Annotated in this window: 22 protein-coding genes; 9 read left to right on the plus strand and 13 right to left on the minus strand. The window is 62.2% G+C overall.

Translation table 11 applies throughout. The features are described from left to right. Positions 1-33: 33 nt before the first annotated feature. The 3 genes from KUA23_RS29885 to dksA are packed head-to-tail and all read right to left on the minus strand — an operon-like array spanning position 34 to position 2,318. Positions 34-678, minus strand: coding sequence for a DUF1826 domain-containing protein (locus KUA23_RS29885; protein ID WP_099493260.1), 645 nt, complete (start codon positions 676-678; stop codon positions 34-36). Then, a complete protein-coding gene (gene zigA / locus KUA23_RS29890; RefSeq protein ID WP_100491854.1) occupies positions 678-1,886 on the minus strand; it encodes a zinc metallochaperone GTPase ZigA in 1,209 nt (402 codons plus the stop codon). The genes KUA23_RS29885 and zigA overlap by 1 nt, the downstream gene beginning before the upstream one ends. A gap of 27 nt (positions 1,887-1,913) precedes the next feature. After that, positions 1,914-2,318 (minus strand): RNA polymerase-binding protein DksA, encoded by a 405-nt coding sequence (gene dksA, locus KUA23_RS29895; RefSeq protein ID WP_078050804.1) that lies wholly within the window; start codon positions 2,316-2,318, stop codon positions 1,914-1,916. A gap of 127 nt (positions 2,319-2,445) precedes the next feature. Between dksA and KUA23_RS29900 the strand changes: the two genes are divergently transcribed. Further along, positions 2,446-2,814 carry a glutamine synthetase gene (locus tag KUA23_RS29900; protein WP_078050805.1) on the plus strand — a complete coding sequence of 123 codons (369 nt, stop codon included), beginning with the start codon at positions 2,446-2,448 and terminating at the stop codon, positions 2,812-2,814. On the opposite strand, the gene KUA23_RS29905 is transcribed toward KUA23_RS29900, so the two are convergent. After that, complete coding sequence (locus tag KUA23_RS29905) at positions 2,811-4,013, minus strand: N-acetylmuramoyl-L-alanine amidase (RefSeq protein ID WP_099493262.1); 1,203 nt, start codon at positions 4,011-4,013, stop codon at positions 2,811-2,813. The genes KUA23_RS29900 and KUA23_RS29905 overlap by 4 nt on opposite strands. Positions 4,014-4,141: 128 nt before the next feature. On the opposite strand from KUA23_RS29905, the gene folE2 reads away from it, so the two are divergent. The 7 genes from folE2 to KUA23_RS29940 are packed head-to-tail and all read left to right on the plus strand — an operon-like array spanning position 4,142 to position 9,767. Further along, on the plus strand, positions 4,142-5,038 hold the full coding sequence (gene folE2, locus KUA23_RS29910; RefSeq protein ID WP_252993253.1) for a GTP cyclohydrolase FolE2: 897 nt from the start codon (positions 4,142-4,144) through the stop codon (positions 5,036-5,038). Next, the gene (locus KUA23_RS29915; RefSeq protein ID WP_252993254.1) at positions 5,035-5,703 is read left to right on the plus strand and encodes a metal ABC transporter ATP-binding protein; all 669 of its coding nucleotides are present in this window, start codon (positions 5,035-5,037) and stop codon (positions 5,701-5,703) included. The genes folE2 and KUA23_RS29915 overlap by 4 nt, the downstream gene beginning before the upstream one ends. Then, positions 5,703-6,569 (plus strand): metal ABC transporter permease, encoded by an 867-nt coding sequence (locus KUA23_RS29920; RefSeq protein WP_078050809.1) that lies wholly within the window; start codon positions 5,703-5,705, stop codon positions 6,567-6,569. Before KUA23_RS29915 ends, KUA23_RS29920 begins: the two co-directional genes overlap by 1 nt. A gap of 11 nt (positions 6,570-6,580) precedes the next feature. After that, complete coding sequence (locus KUA23_RS29925; protein ID WP_078050810.1) at positions 6,581-7,459, plus strand: metal ABC transporter substrate-binding protein; 879 nt, start codon at positions 6,581-6,583, stop codon at positions 7,457-7,459. Then, a complete protein-coding gene (gene hisI, locus KUA23_RS29930) occupies positions 7,456-7,869 on the plus strand; it encodes a phosphoribosyl-AMP cyclohydrolase (RefSeq protein WP_078050811.1) in 414 nt (137 codons plus the stop codon). Before KUA23_RS29925 ends, hisI begins: the two co-directional genes overlap by 4 nt. Continuing rightward, positions 7,866-8,426, plus strand: a complete 561-nt coding sequence (locus KUA23_RS29935) for a gamma carbonic anhydrase family protein (RefSeq protein ID WP_005792581.1) — start codon at positions 7,866-7,868, stop codon at positions 8,424-8,426. Before hisI ends, KUA23_RS29935 begins: the two co-directional genes overlap by 4 nt. Before the next feature lie 3 nt (positions 8,427-8,429). Further along, positions 8,430-9,767: a dihydroorotase gene (locus KUA23_RS29940; RefSeq protein ID WP_100491853.1), complete on the plus strand. Its 1,338-nt coding sequence runs from the start codon at positions 8,430-8,432 to the stop codon at positions 9,765-9,767. Here KUA23_RS29940 and KUA23_RS29945 read toward each other — a convergent pair. Beyond that, on the minus strand, positions 9,764-10,285 hold the full coding sequence (locus KUA23_RS29945; protein ID WP_252993255.1) for a DUF3617 domain-containing protein: 522 nt from the start codon (positions 10,283-10,285) through the stop codon (positions 9,764-9,766). The two genes, KUA23_RS29940 and KUA23_RS29945, sit on opposite strands and share 4 nt — an antisense overlap. A 130-nt stretch (positions 10,286-10,415) precedes the next feature. Between KUA23_RS29945 and cls the strand changes: the two genes are divergently transcribed. Continuing rightward, positions 10,416-11,855, plus strand: a complete 1,440-nt coding sequence (gene cls, locus KUA23_RS29950) for a cardiolipin synthase (protein ID WP_099493266.1) — start codon at positions 10,416-10,418, stop codon at positions 11,853-11,855. 58 nt (positions 11,856-11,913) lie between these two features. Here the strand turns inward: cls and cfaB are convergent, their stop codons facing one another. From cfaB to hflK (KUA23_RS29990), 8 genes are all read right to left on the minus strand, one after another. Continuing rightward, a complete protein-coding gene (gene cfaB, locus KUA23_RS29955; protein ID WP_078050815.1) occupies positions 11,914-13,098 on the minus strand; it encodes a C17 cyclopropane fatty acid synthase CfaB in 1,185 nt (394 codons plus the stop codon). Between the two features lie 87 nt (positions 13,099-13,185). Further along, positions 13,186-13,974 carry an HvfC/BufC N-terminal domain-containing protein gene (locus tag KUA23_RS29960; protein ID WP_078050816.1) on the minus strand — a complete coding sequence of 263 codons (789 nt, stop codon included), beginning with the start codon at positions 13,972-13,974 and terminating at the stop codon, positions 13,186-13,188. After that, the gene (bufB, locus tag KUA23_RS29965) at positions 13,965-14,810 is read right to left on the minus strand and encodes an MNIO family bufferin maturase (protein WP_252993256.1); all 846 of its coding nucleotides are present in this window, start codon (positions 14,808-14,810) and stop codon (positions 13,965-13,967) included. The genes KUA23_RS29960 and bufB overlap by 10 nt, the downstream gene beginning before the upstream one ends. A gap of 64 nt (positions 14,811-14,874) precedes the next feature. Next, positions 14,875-15,126, minus strand: a complete 252-nt coding sequence (gene bufA2, locus KUA23_RS29970) for a BufA2 family periplasmic bufferin-type metallophore (RefSeq protein WP_078050818.1) — start codon at positions 15,124-15,126, stop codon at positions 14,875-14,877. 117 nt (positions 15,127-15,243) lie between these two features. Next, complete coding sequence (locus KUA23_RS29975; protein WP_252993257.1) at positions 15,244-17,130, minus strand: cation-translocating P-type ATPase; 1,887 nt, start codon at positions 17,128-17,130, stop codon at positions 15,244-15,246. Continuing rightward, on the minus strand, positions 17,127-18,161 hold the full coding sequence (gene hflK / locus KUA23_RS29980; RefSeq protein WP_100491848.1) for a protease modulator HflK: 1,035 nt from the start codon (positions 18,159-18,161) through the stop codon (positions 17,127-17,129). Before hflK (KUA23_RS29980) ends, KUA23_RS29975 begins: the two co-directional genes overlap by 4 nt. Further along, positions 18,158-19,144 (minus strand): protease modulator HflC, encoded by a 987-nt coding sequence (hflC, locus tag KUA23_RS29985; RefSeq protein WP_177409534.1) that lies wholly within the window; start codon positions 19,142-19,144, stop codon positions 18,158-18,160. The genes hflK (KUA23_RS29980) and hflC overlap by 4 nt, the downstream gene beginning before the upstream one ends. A 9-nt stretch (positions 19,145-19,153) precedes the next feature. Continuing rightward, the gene (gene hflK, locus KUA23_RS29990) at positions 19,154-21,058 is read right to left on the minus strand and encodes a protease modulator HflK (RefSeq protein WP_252993258.1); all 1,905 of its coding nucleotides are present in this window, start codon (positions 21,056-21,058) and stop codon (positions 19,154-19,156) included. Positions 21,059-21,234 lie beyond the last annotated feature (176 nt).

Genomic DNA, 21,234 nt, shown 5'->3' on the forward strand with positions numbered 1-21,234 from the left:
TTCGGACCGTGTAGAGCGTTTGATCCTACGCGGTTATGCGAGCCAATCCAGTGTCAGGATCAATCGACGCTCGTCAGCCTTGAGTGCGGGTGAACGGTGAATCAGGCCGTGACCTTCGTTGCCATGCCATTTGGTGCCCTTGAGCAGGGCGACTTCGCCACAGTGGAGCTGTTCGATCCTGTCGCTGGGTTCGGCGTCCGGCTGGCTCAGTCTACGACGGTCCATCACGCCTTCACGCAACCACTGGCTGCCGACCCCGGCATAGGTGGTGATCAGCCGCACCGGTACATGGTCGACATGAAAACGCGGGCACATGGCTTTATCCAACAGGCGCAAGCGCACGCCGATACGCTTGGCGCCCAGCAAACAGGCGAACGCGCTGACCAGCCAAGACACATCGGCGATAAAGCCTTCATAGCCTTCCAGATCGCGGCAACTGGACGCCAGCCCCTGCACGTTGGGCACGGCGTCTTCGTCATTGAGTTCTACCACCATGGAATCCGCCAACGGCTCGTTGAGCGCCACCAGCAAGGCGCCGAACTCGGCGATATGCAGGGGCAACTGGCGCTGCCACACCGCCAGGTTGACGCCCTCTTCAAGGATGTCGGACAGCGCCAGCGGGGTTTCACCAGAGGTCTGGCGAATCACGGGACGCAGGGGAATAACCGGGGCCAGCATCAGGCGGCTGCCTCCTCATACCAGGGGCCAAAGGGATCGGCCAGCAAGCGCCAACCTTCGACGCCCTGGGCCATTTCTTCATCGTTGAGCAAGCAGGCGTCCAGCTCCGCGCGCAGTTGGGTGAAGTCGATGTTCTGACCGATAAACACCAGTTCCTGGCGGCAGTCACCGGTGCTCAGTTGCCAGTTGCCCATGATCGCCGCGACACTTTCTTCGTCCTGAGGCCACTGGCTTTTCGGCACAAAGCGCCACCAGCGACCGGCAAACCCATGGCGCATCAAGCCGCCTGCCTGGGACCAACTGCCCGCATCCTGGTGCTTGCTGGCCAGCCAGAAAAAGCCTTTGGAGCGCAGCAGTTTGCCGTTGACCCACGGGCGGTCGATAAAGTCGAAAAAACGCTGCGGATGAAAGGGACGGCGCGCACGGTAAGCGGTGGAGGCAATACCGTATTCCTCGGTTTCCGGTACATGTTCACCACGCAATTCCTGCAACCAGCCCGGCGCTTGCGCGGCGCGTTCGAAGTCGAAACGGCCAGTGTTGAGAATCTTGTCCAGCGGCACTTCACCCATGACCATCGGGATGATTTCCGCCTGGGCGTTGAGGCGCTCAAGGATCGCCATCAACTCTTCGCGCTCGCGGCTGCTGATCAGGTCGATCTTGCTGATAAGGATCACGTCGGCAAATTCGATCTGCTCGATCAGCAGGTCGGTGATGGAGCGCTCGTCTTCTTCACCGAGGGTTTCCCCGCGCGAGGCCAGGCTTTCGGCGGCCTGGTAATCGAGCAGGAAGTTCATGCCGTCGACCACCGTGACCATGGTGTCCAGGCGTGCGATATCGGCCAGGCTTTGCTCGTTTTCATCGCGAAAGGTGAAGGTTTCGGCCACCGGCAAGGGCTCGGAGATGCCGGTGGACTCGATCAGCAGGTAATCGAACCGACCTTCCCTGGCGAGTTTTCCGACTTCTTCCAGCAAGTCTTCACGCAAAGTGCAGCAGATGCAGCCGTTGCTCATCTCCACCAGCTTTTCTTCGGCGCGGTTGAGGGTGACGTCACGCTGGACTTCGCTGCCGTCGATGTTGATTTCGCTCATGTCGTTGACGATCACCGCCACCCGCAGGTTTTCGCGGTTGCGCAGGACGTAATTGAGCAGCGTGCTTTTACCGGCGCCGAGAAAGCCGGACAACACGGTCACGGGGAGACGATTGGGCATCAGGTATTCCTCATCAGGGTTGGCCGGTCAAATCGCCCGTTTATGGCGTTCGCGCAGCTCTTCACGTTCTTTGGCTTCGATACACAGCGTGGCGGTGGGACGTAGCAGCAGGCGTTGCAGGCCGATGGGCTCACCGGTCTCGCGGCACCAGCCGTATTCCCCACGGACCAACAACTCGAGAGCGTCGTCGATCTTGTCCAACAGCTTTTTTTCCCGTTCGAGCAGGCGCAGTTGCCATTGCCGCTGTTCTTCGGCGCTGCCCACATCGGCCGGGTCGCTGTTGGTTTCCTGTTCACGCAGCGCCATGAACTCGGCGTCTATACGGACTTGCAGCTCATTGCGCTGGATCAGCAGCAACTCGCGGAAGAAGCCTTGCTGGGCTTCGTTCATGTAGTCGGCGGGTGGCTGGGCCAGCAGGTCTTGTTCGGTCATGGGGAGCAGTTCACGGGTCAGGCTGTGTTTTAATGTTATAGTATAACAATGCAAATAAGCCAATCCCCTCTTGCTCACCTCGACGAAGGGCGCAATGCTTGACCACTTCCCTGCTGTGAGAAACCCGATGAAATACCTGGTGTGCGCCCTGTTGTTGGCAACGGCCGGAACGGCTTGCGCCCAGGCACCCAACCTGTTGGCCAACTGCACGCGCAGCGCCAATCTGCTGGCCTGCGTCGATCCCCTGGGCAATGCCTACAGCGTGGCGACGGTCGGCAGCACCACGTATTTGCGCGGGTACGAGGTGATCGGCAAACGCTACTGGGCACAGACCAACAGCCGCTACGGGCAACTGACGTTCTTTACCGGGTTGGCGTCGGACGGTGAGGCGTGGGTGGGCTATACGCGGCGTGTGGGCTGGACCACCCTCAACCGGTTTTCCAGTTCGGGTGGCGCCAGCGCCAAATTCACCTGCAGCCGTATAACGGGTTGTTAGACCTGACTGTCCTTCTGTTCCTGCACCCACGCCATGTAGCTGTTCATGGGTGGGTTCTTCTGGAAGTACTTTTTCAGGCCTTCGAACAGGCCGTCGGCAACCGCCTGTTGATGCCGCGCGGTAACCAGGCGCGCACTGTCACGCGCATTGGAGATAAACCCGGTCTCCACCAGGATCGACGGCACGTCCGGTGACTTGAGCACCGCGAATCCCGCCTGCTCCACGCGCTTCTGATGCAGGCTGGTAATGCCTTCCAGGCTGCCCAGGATCGAATTGCCCAGTTGCAGGCTGGAGGCAATCGTGGCGTTCATCGACATATCCAGAATCACCCCGGCCAGCATCGGGTCCTTGTCCTTCAGATTGAGCAGGCTGGTGGCGCCGAGCAGGTCGGCGCCGTTTTCCCGCTGCGCCATGAAGCGTGCGGTGGCTGAAGTCGCGCCGCCTTCGGACAAGGCATACACCGAAGCGCCCGACGCAGTGACCCTCGGCGCCGCATCCGCATGCACGGAGATAAACATGTCGGCATTATGCTTGTGGGCGATCTCCACCCGTTTACGCAGCGGCACGAAGAAGTCGTCGTTGCGCACCAACTTCACGTCAAAACCCTTCTCGCGTTTCAAGCGTTTGGCCAACAGTTGGGCGATGGACAACACCACGTCTTTTTCGCGCTGGCCCTTGGAGCCTACAGCGCCGGGGTCCTTGCCGCCGTGGCCGGGATCGACCACCACGATGATGTCGCGCTTGGGGTGCGCCTTATCCACCAGGGGCTTGGGTTCTGCCGCAATTTGACGAGGCGCCTGCGTCGCGCTGGTCAGGTCCAGAACCAGGCGATGACCCTGACCCTCCTGGGGCGGCAACAGAAAGCTGTTGAGCTGCATCGGCGCGGCGAGGTCGAGCACGATGCGCGTGTCGCCTTTGCCGAAATGCCCCGAGCGAATCGACGTGATCCCGCTGTTCGTCAGCGCCAGTTGAGAGAAATCACCACTGAGCCCGGCGCCGCTCAAGTCAATGATCAAGCGTTCCGGCGCGCTCAGGGTAAAGGTCTTGTACTGCACCGGGCCGCTGAGGTCGAACACCAGCCGCAGCTTGTCGTCCGAGCGCCACAGGCGGGCGTTGCGTATCTGCGTGGCGTGGGCCGCAAACGGCAAGGTGAAAAGAGGGCTGGCCAGAAGCAGGTTCAGGAGCTGACGTCTGTGCATTACAAATACCGCAAATAAAGGAGCGTCCCTGCTCGACATGACTGAAAAAAGGCTGGAGCAGAAAAATCATCGTCGACTTAATAGTTATAATATAACATGTCTTTTTATTTCCAACGATGGACCTGCTCATGAATGCGCTGACTCTGCCGGATATCGCCGCGCAGGCTTCACGCCAAGCCTTGCCGCTCGACTGGGTGGGCATGTGCGGCATCGCCCTGCCGATTCTCATCAACGGGCAGCAACTGACCGCCACCGCCGATGCCGGTGTGAGCCTGGACGACGGCGCCGCCCGTGGCATTCATATGTCACGCCTATACCTGGCGCTGGAGATGCTGGACCAGCAGCCTCTTACGCCTGCACTTCTGCGTAATGTACTGCAGCGTTTTCTCGACAGTCATGAAGGTTTAGCTAATAACGCCTACCTGCGGATTCACACCGATTTACTGCTCAAACGCCCGGCACTGGTCAGCCCGCTGGCTGGTTGGAAGGGTTACCCGGTGAGCATCGAAGCGCGCCTGGAAAACCAGATGTTCCACGTGGAACTAAAAATTGACGTTACTTATTCCTCGACTTGCCCTTGCTCCGCTGCCCTCGCCAGGCAATTGATTCAGCAGCAATTTCTCGAGGACTTCGCCAATACACCGTTGCAGCATGAAGACGTATTGACCTGGCTTGGCAGCGCCAATGGCATTGTTGCTACGCCCCACAGTCAGCGCAGCAGCGCGCAACTGCTGATCACATTGGACGGCGACCAACCCAGCCTGCCCATCACCGACCTGATCAATGACGTCGAAGCCGCCCTCGGCACCGCCGTACAAACAGCCGTGAAACGTGCGGACGAACAAGCCTTCGCCCTGGCCAACGGGCAGAACCTGATGTTCTGCGAAGACGCCGCCCGCCGCCTGAACCTCGCCTTGAAATGCTCGGATGCCGTCAAAGCCTTCCACCTGAAAGTGATCCACGCCGAAAGCCTGCACGCGCACGATGCCGTGGCTGAAAGCCGCTGGACGAGAAACCCTGCATGATCACCTGCACCGCATTGCGTTGGGGCGCCCCAGGCCAACCGCTGACGCCAGCCTTAGATCTCACACTGGAAAGAGGCAGCCTCACCGGCATCATTGGCGCCAACGGCACCGGTAAAAGCAGCCTGCTCAAAGTCATCGCCGGTCTGCAAAAGCCCTTGGTGGGCAACGTAACGGTGGACGTTCCACGCCGTGGCGGCCTGTCGTTCCTGCCGCAGCAACAGCATCTGGACCGCCAGTTCCCGATCAGCCTGCAGGAACTGGTCGCCGCCGGTTTCTGGGGCACCCAACTCTCCTCGCAGCAACGCAGCCAGCGCCTTGCAGCGGTTTTGGAGGACTGGAGCCTCAGCGGCCTGGAGCACCGCCCGTTGATGGCCTTGTCCGGTGGCGAGTTGCAACGCGCCCTGCTCGCCCGCATGAGCCTGGCCGAAGCGCCGGTGCTGTTGCTCGACGAGCCTCACGCTGCCCTCGATGAAGAAGGCCAGGCGCTGTGCTGGAAACACATCCATGCCTGGCACGACGCAGGCCGCACGCTGATCGTCGTCTGCCATGACCTCGCGTCCGTGCGCCATCACACCCAGCAAGTGGTGCAGATCAAACACACCGGCTGCCTCTTCGGCCCGAGCAAAGAGCTCATCCGCCCACAGCACCAGATGCAGGTGGCCTGATGCACTTCACCTCCCACCTGTGGATGCCCTTCTTCGACTTCATCTTCATGCGTCGCGCATTAATCGGCGGCCTGGTGCTCGCCTGCAGCACCGCGCCGCTGGGGGTGTTCTTGATCCTGCGGCGCATGAGCCTGATCGGTGACGCGGTGGCCCATGGCATCCTGCCTGGCGCGGCCCTCGGCTTCTGGTTCGCCGGCCTCAGCCTGCCCGCCCTGACCATCGGCGGCCTTGGTGCCGGCCTGAGCATGGCCGGCCTGTCCGCCTGGATCACCCGTCGTACCGGCCTACGCGAAGATGCCAGCCTCGCGGCCATCTACCCCATCTCCCTCGCCGCCGGCGTGCTGATCCTCGGCCTCGCCGGCAAACGCCTGGACCTGCTCCACCTGCTGTTCGGCTCCGCCCTGGCCGTGGATGAAACCACCCTCACCGGCATGCTCTGGGTCTCCAGCTTCAGCCTGATCGCCATGGCCGCAATCTACAAACCGCTACTGCTGGACACCCTCGACCCTCTGTTCCTGCAGACCGTCAGCCGCCTTGGCCCGTTGGCCCACGGTTTGTTCCTGACCCTGGTGGTGCTGAACCTGGTGATCGGCTTTCAGGCAATCGGTGCATTGATGGTGGTGGGATTGATGATGCTGCCCGCCATCGCTTCACGTTTCTGGAGCCGGCGCCTGCCGGTGCTGATCGCGGTATCGGCGGTGCTGGGATGCCTGTCGGTATGGCTGGGCCTGTTGCTGTCGTTCTACTACTCGCTGCCCAGCGGACCGGCCATCGTGCTGGTGGCGGGCGCCGGGTACCTGCTGTCCGTGGTCTTCGGTCCGGTGCACGGTTTGCTGCGCCGCCCGCCCTTGCTGTCATCCCAATGAGGTGTTTCCCGATGCGCGCTCTACTCGTGCTATTCAGTCTCGTCCTGTCGTTATCGACGGCTCAGGCCGCAGACAAACTCCAGGTGGTTACCAGCTTCAGCATCCTGGATGACATCACCCACCAGATCGGTGGCGATCACATCCAGATCAGCAACATGGTCGGCCCCGACGCCGATGCCCATACCTACGAGCCAACACCCGACGATGCCAAGGCGCTGCTCAAAGCCAAGGTCATCATCAAGAATGGCCTGGGCTTCGAGCCGTGGCTGGACCGCCTGGTGACCAGCACCGAAACTAAGGCCACCGTGGTCACCGCGAGCAAAGGCGTGATCTCCCACACCATGGAAGAGGACGGCGAAACCATCCCCGACCCGCACGCCTGGCATAACCTGGCCAACGCCGAAATCTACGTGAACAACATCACCAAGGCGCTGGTGGCCGCCGACCCGGCCAACAAGGCCGACTACCTGCGCAACAGTCAGGCCTACCTGAAAGAAATCTACCGGCTGCTGGCCGAAGCCAAGACCAAGTTCGGCGCTCTACCCGCCGGCAACCGCCGCATCGTCACCTCCCACGACGCCTTCGGTTACCTGGGTCAGGCCTACGGCATCGAGTTCCTTGCGCCACAGGGCCTGTCCACCGAACGCGAACCGTCCGCCGCCGAAGTCGCCGCGCTGATCACCCAGATCCGCAAAGACAAAGTCAAAGCCGTGTTCATGGAAAACATCAAGGACTCGCGCCTGCTCCAGCAGATCGCTGACGAAAGCGGCGCGCAGATCGGCGGCACGCTGTATTCCGATGCCCTCGCTGCACAAGGCCCGGCCAGCACCTTCACCGGGCTGTTCGAATACAACCTCAATACGTTGTGCGCGGCCCTGAGCAAGCCATGAGCGTAAGCATGCTCGACCTGGAAGGGGCTGCCGCCGGCAGCCGCTTTCCACTTCAACCTGTCTTCGATGCGCTGCCATGGAACAGCGATGGCCTGATCGCCGCCATCGCCCAGCAACACCGCAGCGGCGAAGTCCTGATGCTGGCCTGGATGAACCGCCAGGCCCTCAAGGAAACCCTGGCCACCGGGCAAGTCTGCTACTGGTCGCGCTCGCGCCAGCAATTATGGCGCAAGGGTGAAAGCTCGGGCCACTGGCAGCAACTGATCGAGGCACGCCTCGATTGCGACGGCGACGCCGTATTGCTGATCGTCGACCAGCAAGGCCCGGCTTGCCACACCGGTCGGCCCACCTGTTTCTACAACGCTATTGATGGCGACTACATTCACATCCTCACGGAGCCCCGCGCATGATCCGCAAGAACCCTTCCGGCGACCTGCCAGTGATTGCCGAATCGGCCTACGTCGACAAGACCGCGATCATCTGCGGCAAAGTGATCATCGGCGAAAACGTCTTCGTCGGCCCCTACGCCGTGATCCGTGCCGACGAAGTCGACGCCAGCGGCGCCATGGACCCGATCACCATCGGCGCCAATTCCAATATCCAGGACGGCGTGGTCATCCACTCCAAGTCTGGTGCGGCGGTGACTATCGGCGAATTCACCTCCATTGCGCACCGCTCCATCGTGCACGGCCCCTGCACGGTCGGTGACCGCGTGTTCATTGGCTTCAACAGCGTGCTGTTCAATTGCGCCGTGGGCGACGGCTGTGTGGTGCGCCACAACTCGGTGGTCGACGGTCGCGACTTGCCTGCTGCCTTCTATGTGCCCTCCACCACCCGCATCGGGCCCAACACCGACCTGTCGCAATTCCCGCCGGTGAGTGTGAGCGCCTCGGAGTTTTCCGAAGACGTGGCACGTACCAATGTCGATCTGGTACGCGGCTACAAAGCCTTGCAAAACGAGTTCTGAACCATGAGCCGCCTGCTGATTCGCAATGCCCGCCTGGTGAACGAAGGCCAGGAGTTCGACGCTGATGTGCTGGTCGCCAACGGCCGGATCGAGAAGATCGCCAGTAGCATCGAAGGCTGCAACGCCCCCGTGGCCATCGACGCCCAGGGCCAATGGCTGCTGCCGGGGATGATCGATGACCAGGTGCACTTTCGCGACCCCGGCGCACCGGACAAAGGCAGCTTCTACAGTGAATCACGCGCGGCGGTGGCCGGCGGTATCACCAGTTTCATGGACATGCCCAATACCAGCCCCGCCACCCTGACCCTGGAGGCCCTGGCGGATAAAAAGCGCCGGGCGGCCCTGCACTCAGTAGCCAACTATGGCTTTCACTTTGGCGTGAGCAACGACAACCTCGACACGGTCGCAGCGCTCGATCCGCGCGCAGTGGCCGGGGTCAAAGTGTTCATGGGCGCATCCACCGGCAACATGTTGGTGGATGACCCACGGATCCTCGAGCGGCTATTTGCCGAAGTACCGACTATCCTGCTGGCCCACTGCGAACACACGCCGAGCATCCTGGCCAACGAACAGCGCCTGCGCGAGCGCTTCGGCGACATGATTCCACCCGTGGCCCACCCGCTGATCCGGGATGCCGAAGCGTGTTATCGCTCGTCGTCCTTCGCCGTGGAATTGGCGCAGCGCTTCGGCACGCGCCTGCATGTGCTGCACCTGACCAGCGCTCGCGAATTGAGCCTATTCGAAGACAAGCCGCTGGCGGAAAAACGCATCACAGCGGAAGTTTGCGTGCATCACCTGCTATTTGATGACCGCGACTATCACCGCCTCGGTCACCAGATCAAATGCAACCCGGCGATCAAGACCCGCGCCGACCGCGACGCGCTACGCCAGGCCTTATTGAGTGACCGTCTGGATGTGATTGGCACTGACCATGCACCGCATACCTGGGCACAAAAACAGTTGAGCTATCGTGAAGCGCCGTCGGGTTTGCCCCTGGTGCAGCACGCGCTGCCGGCGTTGTTGGAGTTGGTGGCCGATGGGCTGCTGCCGCTGACCACCCTGGTGGCGAAAACCAGTCACCGCGTGGCCGACCTGTTCGCCATCCCGGATCGGGGTTATCTACGCGAGGGTTATTGGGCAGACCTGGTGGTGATCAAACCGGAGCCTGCCGGCAAACCGGTCAGCAGCCAACCGGTCCTGGCCCGTTGCGGCTGGACACCCTTCGCCGAGCGCAGTTTGCGCCACAGCGTCAGCACCACGCTGGTCTCCGGCCACCTGGCTTGGCACAACGGCCAGGTGGTCGACAGCTGCCAGGGCTTGCCCCTGCATTTCTTGCGTTAAGCGCGCGGCTTGACCGTACCGCAATCGCTGCCCAGCCACTGGGCGTGACTGTCGAGGCTGCCCTTTTGCTGAATGCCGGTGGCATTAAAGGTGCCGTTGACGGTGGTGGTGAACTCTTTCTGGCTCTGGAACGTGGCGACGCCCGTGCCCTGGGCTTTCGGGCAACTGAAGCGGAATTTCCACTGGTTGCCGGTCTTGTCGGTCACTTCCTGCTTACAGCCCGACTGCGGGTCTGTCAGGGGGATCGAGTCGGAGGCGACCTGTGCCGGTGTCAGGCACACCTGCACGCCTTTACCGGCCATGGTAATGCCCTGCTTCTCCAGCATGGCGCGCTGTTCGGGGGTCATCTGTTGCTTGAGTTGACCAAGGATCAGCGACAGGTCCGGCAGGTCCTGGTTATCGACTTTCATATTGCTGGTGGTCAATTCCCACAAGCCCGGCGCCAGCATCTGCGCCTGTGCGGCAATAGGCAGCGCCAAACCAGTAACCATGGCTAAACAGAGCAAGCGAGCATTCATCGGGTAACTCCTGGGCAATTGTTGGCGTTAGACGCCGCAAAGCGGCCAGTGTTGCACGGCAAATAAAATAGCGACATTCGCGACCGAACATGGTCTGTTAGGCACTGGATTGCCTGGAGTACCGTCGTCCATGGATTTTTTTGGCCCGCACCTGCTCGCCTACTTCATTGCCACGCTGCATTTTCTCGGGACCCTCGCCGCGATCCACGCGGTGCTGACCGTCAGGACCGCACAGGGCTCGATCGCCTGGGCCTTGTCGCTGATGTTCATGCCCTATCTCACGCTGATCCCCTACCTGATCTTTGGCCGCAGCACCTTTGACGCCTACATCCAGGCACGTCGCCAAGCCAACCAGGAAATGCACACCGCCATTGCCGCGCTGAACTGGCGCCCCTGGGTCGAAGAAGCCCTGGCCGCGCGTAACTCCAGCGCCTACGCCTCGCTGCGAGCCATGCCCAAGCTGGGCCGCATGCCGTGCCTGGCCAATAATGAAGTGCACTTGTTGATCAATGGCGAAGCCACCTTCAGCGCGATCTTCGAGGCGATTCGCAACGCCAAGACCGCGGTGCTGTTCCAGTTTTTTATCATTCATGACGACGAACTCGGCCGCCAACTGCACGCCTTACTGAAGGAAAAAGCTGCGGAGGGCGTGGACATCCACGTGCTCTACGACCGTATCGGCAGCCACGCCCTGCCCCACCGGTATGTGCAATCGCTGCGCGACGCCGGTGTGAAAGTCAAAGCCTTCGCCACCCGCAGCGGCTGGCTCAATCGCTTCCAGGTCAACTTCCGCAACCACCGCAAGATCGTGGTGGTGGACGGCATCACCGGGTTTGTCGGCGGGCATAACGTCGGCGATGAATACCTGGGCAAGAAGCCACCGCTGGCACCGTGGCGCGATACCCATGTGCAGGTCACAGGACCGGTGGTCGCGTGCTTGCAGGAGTCGTTCGCCGAAGACTGGTTCTGGGCCGCGCGCGAGTTGCCGCCGCTGATCCTGCCAGATGCCTACCCCGAGGACGGCGTGCTCTGCCAACTGCTCGCCAGCGGCCCGGCCGACCCGTATGAAACCTGCTCGCTGTTTTTCGTCGAGGCCATCCACGCGGCGACCGAACGCGTGTGGATCACCAGCCCGTATTTCGTCCCCGACGAAGCCGTGTTTGCCGCGTTGCGCCTGGCAGTGTTGCGTGGCGTGGACGTACGCCTGCTGCTGCCGTCGCGGCCCGACCACCGCATCGTCTACGCCGCCTCCAGCCTTTACGCGATCGAAGCCGTACGCGCCGGCGTGCGGGTGTTCCGCTATACGCCAGGGTTTCTGCATCAGAAGGTGGTGTTGGTAGACCGAGAAATCAGCGCCATTGGCAGTGCGAACATGGACAACCGATCATTCCGGCTGAATTTCGAGGTGATGTTACTGACAGTCGACGAAGCCTTCGCCAAGGAAGTCGAGCAGATGCTGATCGACGATTTCGCCCTCGCCCACGAAGTCAGCCAGGAAGAAAGCCGCGAAACGCGCCGCCTTCAACAACTGGGCATGCGAGTCGCGCGGCTTATTTCACCGATTCTTTAACACAGCCCATACCCACGGTAGGAGCCGGCAAACCGGCTCCTACCGTGGTTTCAAACCATCAGCGGTAGATATCTTCCCGCGTCCACGGCAGTTCATGGCTGCCATCTGCATGGGGCTTCACCGCCAGAATCTGGTGCAGGTTGATCCAGCCTCGCGCAAACGCATACGCGCAGCCGGCCAGGTACAGCCGCCAAATGCGCAACGCTTGCTCCGGCACCATCTTCGCCGCCGCTTCCAGATTGTCTTCCAGGCGCTCGCTCCAATGGTCCAGGGTGCGCGCGTAGTGCAGGCGCAGGCTTTCGACATCGACCACTTCCAGCCCGACTTCACTGATCTCGGCGGTCATCATCGCCAGGTGCGGCAGCTCGCCATTGGGGAACACATAGCGTTCGATAAAATCCCCCGCACCACGGCCTACCGGGCGGCCATCGGTGTGCTTGGCGGTAATGCCGTGGTTCATCACCAGGCCGCCTTCGCGCACGGCGCCGAACAAGGTCTTGCAGTATTCCGCCAGGTTGGCGTGGCCGACGTGTTCGAACATGCCCACGCTCACCACTTTGTCGAAACGGCCGTCCTGCGGCAGGTCTCGGTAATCGAGCAGTTGCAGGTCCACCTGGTCTTCCAGGCCTTCGGCTTTTACCCGCTCCCGGGCCAGGGCCAACTGCTCCTTGCTCAAGGTGATGCCAAACACTTTCACCCCGAACTCCCGCGCGGCGAACCGCGCCAGCCCGCCCCAACCACAGCCTACATCGAGCAAATACTCGCCCGGCTGCAGCCGCAGCTTGCGGCACAGGTGGCGAAATTTGTCTTGTTGAGCCTGGTCGATGGATTCGCTGCCGGTTTCGAAATAACCGCAGGAGTACGCCATGTCCTGGTCCAGCCACAGCTGGTAGAACTCGTTGGACAGGTCGTAATGGTAGGAAATGGCCGCTGCGTCAGTGGCCTTGTCGTGGATCGAGCGCACCGGACGACTCCCCTCGTCGTCTTCGATCAGGGCGTGACTCAATTCGTCACATACCCGGATGACCTCGGAGATGGAGCCTTCCAGCTCCAATTTGCCCTCGACGAAGGCTTCGCCCAGTGAATCGAGCGTGGGATGTGTCAGTTTGGAGACTACCGTGGGGTCCTTCACCACGATGGTCACACTGGGCTCGGGGCCCAAGTTGAATTCATGGCCGTCCCAGAGTCGAAGACGCAGCGGTAGCTGAAGATTCTGTAAGGCCGGTGGAAGTTGCGCGAGCATGAGTGATCCCCCCTTGTTTCAGACGTCTGCTGTGAGGGTAGACCATCCGAAGACAAAGTAGGAGGCTATCGATTTGATAGCGGTCTTCTATGGGGCTCGGCGCTCGAGCAAACCGTCCTGGATCCACTGTTTCAGCCAGGTGACGGCTTGCAGTGGTGCACCCTCTGCATAAGTGACTGCGAGTTCGGCGCACAGTTCTGAAAAACTCCAGCCGGTAGTCACCATGCCCGCCAGGGCGCAGATTTCTGCAGGCTCCAGGCTCCGGTAGTGGCACACATTCTGGTGCCGCCACACCAGGCAGATCTGCGCCGGGTCCAGCGACTGGCTGGGCGGGAAGTGCGACTTCGCCTTGCTGGCCTGCCAGAGTGCCACCGTATTGAAGCGGCAGAGTATCTGCTGCACGGAGGGCGCCAGCGTCACCTGCAAACCCGGCCAGTCTTCAGGCGCCAGGTGTGCCATGTCGTGGAGGGTCAGCGGTTCACCCTGGGGCGCATCAAACGCCAGTGTAAACGCCCACTCCAACCGCGCCAGTTCCGCCAGCGGCGCGCTTTGTTCCGCCACCAGGTGTTCAAGAATGAACGCCGGGAAACGCTTGCCCAGCCACCGCAGGCTGTAATGAGCCGATGGGTAACGGCGCACATAGGCGTCGGTCAGCGAGGCGAATTCATCATCACCCAGCCAATAGAGGACAGCACTGAAATCATGCCGCAAGACTTCCCGCAGCCGTGCGAGGTAGGCGTTGTGGTAAATCGCCAGGCCCGTGTCCACGTCCAGCGTCGGCCCGCCCAGCAGGGTGGCGGCGAAACCACTGTCGGCCACTGAGGTTTCGGCTAAAAGGTGCTGTTCAAAGGCCAGTTGCCAATCGATCAGGCGCATAACGATCTCCTGGCCAAGGCGATGGCCCCCAGTTCGCGAGCCTTGCCCAGCTCTGTGAGCAACGCTTCAAAGGGGGGGAAATGGTCGTCCCGCTCCAGTAGCGTCGACACCGGGCCCAGGTGCTCCAGTGTCTGTTGATAGAGCGCCCACACCGGGTCACACACCGGATGGTCATGGGTGTCGACCACGTAGTCGCCATAGTCCATGTGCCCCGCCAGGTGCAGTTGGCGGATGCTCTCAGGGGGCAGGTTGCGGATAAACGTCCAGGCGTCAAAGCCATGATTGCGCGAGCTGACATACACATTGTTGACGTCGAGCAACAATTGGCAGCCCGACAGGTGCGCCAGGGCGTTGAGGAATTCCCACTCGGTGAATTCGTCCGCCTTCGAGCGCACATAACTGGAGACGTTTTCCAGCACCAGTGGACGCTGCAATACGTCCTGCACTTGGCGCACGCGGGCCGCCACGTGGTAAAGGCTTTCTTCGGTGTAAGGCAGCGGCAGCAGGTCGTGCAACTGGTGGGCGCTGCCGCGGCTCCAGCACAGGTGATCGGACACCCACGCCGGCTGGATACGCTCGGCGAGCTGTTTGATTTGCTTCAGGTAGTCGGTATCGAGGGCATGGGGCCCGCCGATGGACAGGGACACGCCGTGCATCACCAGGGGATAACGCTCGGCTATCGCCTCCAGGTAGTACAAGGCTTTGCCGCCCTGGACCAGATAACTCTCGGAGATCACTTCGAACCAATCCACAGGCGGCGATTGTTCAAGGATCTGTTCGTAGTATTCGTTGCGTAAACCCAGGCCGTAACCCAGGAAGGGAAGAGACGTGGCCATCATGGACTCCTGGAAAAGTGTCCGCAGCGGCGTGAAAGCCGCTGCGGTTGCACTCGGCTTGCGATTACTCGCCGACTTTGCCGCCGGCAGCGTCGCAGGCAGCCTTGGTCATGGCCTTGAAGCCGTGGCCCTTGCAGACAGCCTGGCCTTTGCAGGCGTTTTCAGCGGTCTTGCAGTCGTTCATGCCTTTGCAGGAGGTCACGCCGTAGCAATGAACGTTAGCGTCGGCGGCCTGCGCCTGGGTCGCAACACCGGCGAACATAGTGGCAGCAGCGATAGCCAGGGCAGCACCGGAAACGGCTTTTTTGATGTTCATTTTTGTATTCCTCAACGATCAGTAGGGGTGCCGTTCTGAACGGATTGTTCAGCCTCGACACACCACTAGAGTGAGGTCCCCCACAGGCGTTACAGCACCCGCAAAAAAAACTGAAAATTACTCCTCAAGCTTCGACAGGGGCTCCTGAAAGCGCAGCAAACGCCCGGCGTTCCCCAGTACCAGCAAGGTGCTGAGGTTATGCAACACCGCCGCAATCATGGCGCCGGCGGCACCCAACCAGCCAAACGCGGCAAACACGACAATGGCCAGGGTCCAACCCAGGCCGATGATCACGTTGACCTGCAACGTCTGCCGGCACTGGCGGCTCAAACGCACACAGGTGCCCAGGCGCCGCAGGTCGCTGCCGATCAGCACCACATCCGCCGACGCCAATGCGATATCCGCCCCACCCGCGCCCATGGCCACGCCGACCACACCGGCCTTGAGCGCCAGCGAATCGTTGATGCCATCCCCCACCACCATTGGCCGGAAGCCGCTGCCGATCTCGCCCAGCACGCGGTTGAGCTTGTCTTCCGGCAGGGCCTGGGCCTGGACATCGCTGATGCCCACGTCCAGTGCCAGGCTGTCAGCCACACTCTGGCGGTCGCCGGTGAGCAGCAGTTGGCGACCGAGGCCAAGGTCCCGCAGCTCTTGCAGGGCCTGGCGGGCTTCCGGCTTGACGCTATCGGCCAGCAACAGCCAGGCTAGAAACTGCCCGTTCAGCGCCAACCCGGCGATGGGCCCATCGTGATTGGGAACAGCCGTGGTGAGGATGCCCAGGTGTTCGAACAACTCCGGCCGGCCCAAGGCCGCTTCGCCCCCATCGGTCTGCGCCACCACACCAAGGCCCTGGCGCTCGCGAATATCCGTCAACGCCAGCCGCTGTCCCTGGGTCGCCAACCCCGCCAGCGCCCGGCTGACCGGGTGGCTGCTGGCCGAGCCCAAGCTGGCGGCCAGGTTCAGCAACACCTGCCGGTCCGGCTCGGTGGTTTCGATAGAGTGCAGGCGCAACGTACCGAAGGTCAGGGTGCCCGTCTTGTCGACCACCAGGGAGGTCAGGTCCGCCAGCTCTTCGAGGAACGCCGAGCTGCGAATCAGTATTCCATGCCGCGCCGCCACGGCAATCCCGGCAATGGCGGTGGCCGGCGCCGACAGCACCAAGGCGCATGGACACGCGGCCACCAACACCGCGAGCATCGCCTGGGCGTCATTGGTCACAAACCAGGTGACCGCCGCCAGCAGCAACACCAGCACCATATAGCTGCCGGCATAACGCTCCAGCAGCCGTGTGATCGGCGGCTTGGAACGCTCGGCGTTCTGCATCAGCGCAATGACCTTGCCCAAGGTAGATTCGTTACCGGTGCGGGTCACTTGCAGGCGCAGCAGGCCGTCGAGGTTGATCGCCCCACCAAACACCTGCACGCCCACGCTGGCTTCCAACGGCACTGACTCACCGGTAATCGGCGCCGTGTCCAGGCTCGCCTGGCCCGACAGCACCACACCATCAGCCGGTACCCGATCACCCGCACGCACCTCGACGATGTCGCCGGTGTTCAGCGTGCCGTTGTCCACCTCATGGATGCTGCCGTCAGCCTGCACCAACCGCGCATGACTGCGCGTGAGTTTACCCAGGGCATGAATCGCCTCCTGGGAGCCGATCACGCTGCGCTCTTCCAGCACATGCCCAAAGATCATGATGATCGGCAACAGCGCGGCGGTCAGCAGATCACCCGTGGCCCAGGCGCCGAGCATGGCCAAGGCGATCAGTTGGTCGGTGATGCCATGCAGGCTGGGAAATCGCAGGCTGTACCAGGCCGAACGCATCACCGGCACCGCCACCAACAGCGACGCGACGCCCAGCAGCAACTGGCTCACGCCGGTCTGGTCTGGCGCCAGCCAGCGCCATACCAGGCCTAACACCAGCAAGCCCAAGGCGAGCATGGCCAGGGTCAATTGCCGGGCAGCGCTGCGCTGCTCGGCGGACGTCAGCATGGGTGCGCTCATTGTTCGGCTCCCTGGATGATCAAGCGGGCGTCGTCTTTAGGATCGACCGTGGTCACCGAGCCGGCCTGGCCGAGAATCTTTGGCAGGCGCTCGCGGTAGAGGCGCAACATCAGGCCCGGGTCTTTCACTTGGGCCAGGCTGGCGACCGTGGCCGTCTGCGCCTGGGCGTTGGCCAGGCGTTCGCTGGCCTGTGCGTGGGCGACTTGCACCAGGCGATCGGCCTGCTGGGTCGCGGTCTGGGTGAGTTTTTCCGCAGCGGTGCGGGCGTTGGCGACGGCTTTATCGGCCTGCTGACTGGCTGTCAGCACCGCATTGAACGCGTTTACCGCCGGGCCTGGCAGGCTCGATTGCACATCCACGCGGGTGACTTGGATACCCAATCCCAACCCTGTGGATGTCAGCTCCACCAGGCGTTTGTTGATGCCTTGCACCAAGTCGCCACGCAGCCGCTCGCGACGTTCGGCAGCGCCGTTATCGGACCCGATCAATTCAGGTCGTGCCACCAGGATCGTGTCCAGATCCCGTGCCGCCGTGAGCGCCACGGCACTGCGGGTGACCAGGCGATCCAGCGCCGGCAGCACATGCTCGCCCTGCAACACAAAGGCATAGGGTTCGATGACTTTGTAGAACACCCGCACATCCAACTGCACCACACCGGCATCGCCGGTCAGCAGATAACCGGAGCCGGCCAGCGCATCACTCAACGGCGTGGCGAAACTGGCCACGCGGTCGGCCTGGATCGCCGCGTCGGAACGCAGCAGGTTCTCCACCCGCCGCTCGATCACACGGTCAGCCGCCGGCAATAGCACCACCTGCTCAAAAGGCTGCGGCCAGGCCAGCAAGAGCCCGGCATTCTGGATACGGTCGAGGGCGCCGAAGTGCAAAACCACCGCGCGGTACTGCGGGTCGATCTGGCGCACATTGGAAAATGCCCAGGCCAACGCCGCCAACACGGTCACCGCGTACAACGCCAGGAACGTCAGGCGCCCGGCCTGGATCCACGGACTGTCCGGGCCGTCACGCTCGGTCATGGCTGGACATCCTTCGGCCCGTCGACCAAGGCGCGGAATGGCGCAGCGTCGGTGCGCAGGATGATCTTGGTGCCTGGCGTGACCACGGTGCCCAAGGTATCCAGGGAGCGCAGCAGGTTGTACAGCTGCGGATTGCCGGCGTAGGCGCGGCCATAGATCTGCGCGGCCTCGACCCGCGACTGCGCTTCGATGTCGGCGGCTTTCACCGTGGCATCGGCCTGCACAATGCGCGCATCACGCTCGGCGGCGGAGCGGATCTGCGCCGCTTCGCGCTTGCCCACGGCGGTGCGCTCGGTGGCGATGGTTTCGCGCTCGGCGCGCATACGGTCGACGGTGGCGGTGAGGGTCACTGACGGCAAGGTCAGCCGTTCGATACCGACTTGGGCCACGCGCACGCCGTAGGTGGTGAGCAATTGTTGATCAATCTGCTGGCGCAACTGCGCTTCGAAGTCAGCGATGCGCACCTGGCTGGCATCGGTGTTGATCAGGCTCGACAGGTCGAAGCTGGCCGCGGTGGTTTCCAACGCCGAACCCACGAAGGTGCGGATCTGCCGCGCCGCTTCATCCGGCTGGTTCTGCACCGCGCGCATGAAGCGCTGCACGTTGTCTGCGTCGCCTTGCACCTGCCACGCCACGTAGGCCTGCACGATGATGCGCAGGCCATCGCGGGTGCCCACATCCTGCAAACCGCTGGAGGTGGTGCGCAGGCGCAGATCTACCGGGATCGCCGCTTCGAACGGCGCCGGCCAACGCCAGCCCAGGCCGGGTTCCAGCAGCACCCGCGAAGGGTTGCCGAAACGAGTAATCACCGTGGCCTCGCCGGAGCGCACTTGCACCAGGCTGGCGGCGGCGACCGCAAACAATACCAGCAACAGCGCCCAGGCCATACGGCGCCAGGGGAACGGGCCAGCGGCGTGCTCGTCACCATGATGGTGGTGATGGTGATGGCCATGGTGATGATCGTGAGAATGAGCGCTCAACAGACAGACTCCTTATTGAACGGCTTTACGCGGCACCGAAGGATCGGCCGGCAAGGTAAAAGAACGCAGATCGATCGTCGGCGCGCCATCGGCGCCCAGGCGGTGATCCAGGATAAGCAACTTGGCATGGGCCAGGCCCTGGCTGAGTTGGCCAAGGTATTGCTCCAGCACGAAGGCCTGGCCGGCCGTGGCGTAGGCCTTTTGTTCGGCGGCGAAACGCAGGTCGGCGGCCTGGGCGCCGGCGTTCACTTCCCGCGCTATGGCCTGGGCCTGATCGCGCGCGGTGCTGGCTTGCAGCAACGCCTGGTTGGTTTGCTCACTGGCCGCACCGCGCTCGCGGGAGATCAGGGCCTGGGCACCAATCTGCGCAGCTTGCACGCCGTGATAAGCGTTGGCGGCACCGGCCGGTGGGTGGATCGCCTCGACCACGGTGGCAAGGATTTCCACGCCACTGTCGAGTGTTTGCAGGTCCGCCTGCACGGCGCGCCCGATCTCGTCGGCCAGGGAGGTGCGTTGTTCGCCGAGCAATTCATCCAGGGTACGCGAGGCAAAGTCGTGCACCAGGATGCGACTGGCGGTGCTGCGGATGAGAGTCGGTACATCGGCGCTGTTGTAGGTGGCGGCCAGCGCGGCCTGATCGGTAAGGCCGATGCGGTAGACAAACCGCACGTCCATGTTAACGATCTGGAAGCTCTGCTTGTCGCCGCTGCTGCTGGCGATCACTTGGGATTTGTCATTCACATGGCTGGCGTCCCACAGCCGATTGGCAATCGACGGTGGCGGGCCTTCCGCAGCGGCCAGTTCCGGGGCAGCAGCTTCGCTGACACTGGTGGCCAGCTCATGCACCACGCCGTTTTCGACGCCGATGACACGGCCCAACGGCCACGGTAACCCCACATGCAAACCGGGGCCGAACACCTCAACGGGTTTACCAAAGCGCTCATAAATCCCACGGCCTTGCAGGGGCACTTCGTGCACACCGGTAAGCGCCCAGCCTACCGCAAGCACCACCAGCAACACCGGCAGGAACGCCCTGCGCATGTAGGTAAAGGCCCAGATCTGGCGCAGGTCGATGCCGAAACGGTTGTGCAACTCATGCTGCAACGCGAGCAAGGGTTGGGGCGGCCATCGAAGCAGCCCGGCGATAAAACTGTGCGCCATCAGCCGAGGTTCGAGCCGTGGCTGGCGTGGGCTGAACAACGACAGTACAGCTCTTAATAGAAACTCCAGCGAGACCAATGCCGGCAGCAACCCGATCAGCACCGCCAGGCGCAACGGCCACACCGACTGCGCACCGGCAAATAGCAGGCAAACCGCACTGACCACCAGGCAGATAATCGCCACCCGACTCAACTGCGCCAGTTGTGAGGCTTCCGGCCATTGCGCAACGGTTTCCTGAGCCAAGCGACGTTCGAACACCAGCAGGCCAAACGCCAAGGCCAATGCCAGCGCAGCACCGATGCTTGCCGATTGACCGACGGGGGCAGCGGGTAATGTCAGGTTCCAGAATTCGACAATGCTGACCAACGCCAGCAGCGACCAGCCGCCCAGCCATAAAACCGGCGCACCGATCTGCTTGCCAAAGCGCTCGACCAGGCGCGCGTAGCGGCCCGCGTCTTCAACCGGCAGGTCAACCGCGGGGGCTTCCAGTGCCTGGGCGCGCCAATCCGCCACCCACCAGGCTGACTGCAAAGCGGCGACCAGCAGCCATAACGCCGACGCGCAGTTGATCAGCACCACAGGCCAGATCGACAGCGGCGTAAACAACGCGACAAATAGCGCCAACACCCAGCCGGCCACCGCCAGCACCGTCAGGCTGATACCGGCCTGGCGCAATCGACGGGCATGGAACAGCCCCTGTTGAAAACGCGGTAGGCCTTCCACCGAAGCGCCGTCAGCTTCCAGATCCACTTGCATCCACTCAACGCCCAGTTGTACACAATTCGTTACGATATAACACGGAGCGTGAAATTTTTGTTCGAAAAACAGCAGTTTCAGATGCACCCAAATCCCCTGTGGAAGCGGTCTTGTTTGGGAGCTGGCTTGCCTGCGATAGCGCCACCTCGGTGTAACTGAAAAACCGAGGTGGCGCT

The organism is Pseudomonas pergaminensis (genome assembly GCF_024112395.2).
GTDB lineage: Bacteria > Pseudomonadota > Gammaproteobacteria > Pseudomonadales > Pseudomonadaceae > Aquipseudomonas > Aquipseudomonas pergaminensis.

What these genes read in the sequence shown, in the direction of transcription:
- dksA (WP_078050804.1), bottom strand. Translation starts at nt 2,318, where the DNA reads ATGACCGAACAAGACCTGCTGGCCCAGCCACCCGCCGACTACATGAAC.
- folE2 (WP_252993253.1), top strand. Translation starts at nt 4,142, where the DNA reads ATGAATGCGCTGACTCTGCCGGATATCGCCGCGCAGGCTTCACGCCAA.
- KUA23_RS29960 (WP_078050816.1), bottom strand. Translation starts at nt 13,974, where the DNA reads ATGCGCCTGATCGATTGGCAACTGGCCTTTGAACAGCACCTTTTAGCC.
- KUA23_RS29885 (WP_099493260.1), bottom strand. Translation starts at nt 678, where the DNA reads ATGCTGGCCCCGGTTATTCCCCTGCGTCCCGTGATTCGCCAGACCTCT.
- KUA23_RS29905 (WP_099493262.1), bottom strand. Translation starts at nt 4,013, where the DNA reads ATGCACAGACGTCAGCTCCTGAACCTGCTTCTGGCCAGCCCTCTTTTC.
- KUA23_RS29945 (WP_252993255.1), bottom strand. Translation starts at nt 10,285, where the DNA reads ATGAATGCTCGCTTGCTCTGTTTAGCCATGGTTACTGGTTTGGCGCTG.
- cls (WP_099493266.1), top strand. Translation starts at nt 10,416, where the DNA reads ATGGATTTTTTTGGCCCGCACCTGCTCGCCTACTTCATTGCCACGCTG.
- cfaB (WP_078050815.1), bottom strand. Translation starts at nt 13,098, where the DNA reads ATGCTCGCGCAACTTCCACCGGCCTTACAGAATCTTCAGCTACCGCTG.
- bufB (WP_252993256.1), bottom strand. Translation starts at nt 14,810, where the DNA reads ATGGCCACGTCTCTTCCCTTCCTGGGTTACGGCCTGGGTTTACGCAAC.
- bufA2 (WP_078050818.1), bottom strand. Translation starts at nt 15,126, where the DNA reads ATGAACATCAAAAAAGCCGTTTCCGGTGCTGCCCTGGCTATCGCTGCT.
- hisI (WP_078050811.1), top strand. Translation starts at nt 7,456, where the DNA reads ATGAGCGTAAGCATGCTCGACCTGGAAGGGGCTGCCGCCGGCAGCCGC.
- hflK (WP_252993258.1), bottom strand. Translation starts at nt 21,058, where the DNA reads ATGCAAGTGGATCTGGAAGCTGACGGCGCTTCGGTGGAAGGCCTACCG.
- KUA23_RS29925 (WP_078050810.1), top strand. Translation starts at nt 6,581, where the DNA reads ATGCGCGCTCTACTCGTGCTATTCAGTCTCGTCCTGTCGTTATCGACG.
- KUA23_RS29920 (WP_078050809.1), top strand. Translation starts at nt 5,703, where the DNA reads ATGCACTTCACCTCCCACCTGTGGATGCCCTTCTTCGACTTCATCTTC.
- KUA23_RS29935 (WP_005792581.1), top strand. Translation starts at nt 7,866, where the DNA reads ATGATCCGCAAGAACCCTTCCGGCGACCTGCCAGTGATTGCCGAATCG.
- KUA23_RS29940 (WP_100491853.1), top strand. Translation starts at nt 8,430, where the DNA reads ATGAGCCGCCTGCTGATTCGCAATGCCCGCCTGGTGAACGAAGGCCAG.
- KUA23_RS29915 (WP_252993254.1), top strand. Translation starts at nt 5,035, where the DNA reads ATGATCACCTGCACCGCATTGCGTTGGGGCGCCCCAGGCCAACCGCTG.
- zigA (WP_100491854.1), bottom strand. Translation starts at nt 1,886, where the DNA reads ATGCCCAATCGTCTCCCCGTGACCGTGTTGTCCGGCTTTCTCGGCGCC.
- KUA23_RS29975 (WP_252993257.1), bottom strand. Translation starts at nt 17,130, where the DNA reads ATGAGCGCACCCATGCTGACGTCCGCCGAGCAGCGCAGCGCTGCCCGG.
- KUA23_RS29900 (WP_078050805.1), top strand. Translation starts at nt 2,446, where the DNA reads ATGAAATACCTGGTGTGCGCCCTGTTGTTGGCAACGGCCGGAACGGCT.
- hflK (WP_100491848.1), bottom strand. Translation starts at nt 18,161, where the DNA reads ATGACCGAGCGTGACGGCCCGGACAGTCCGTGGATCCAGGCCGGGCGC.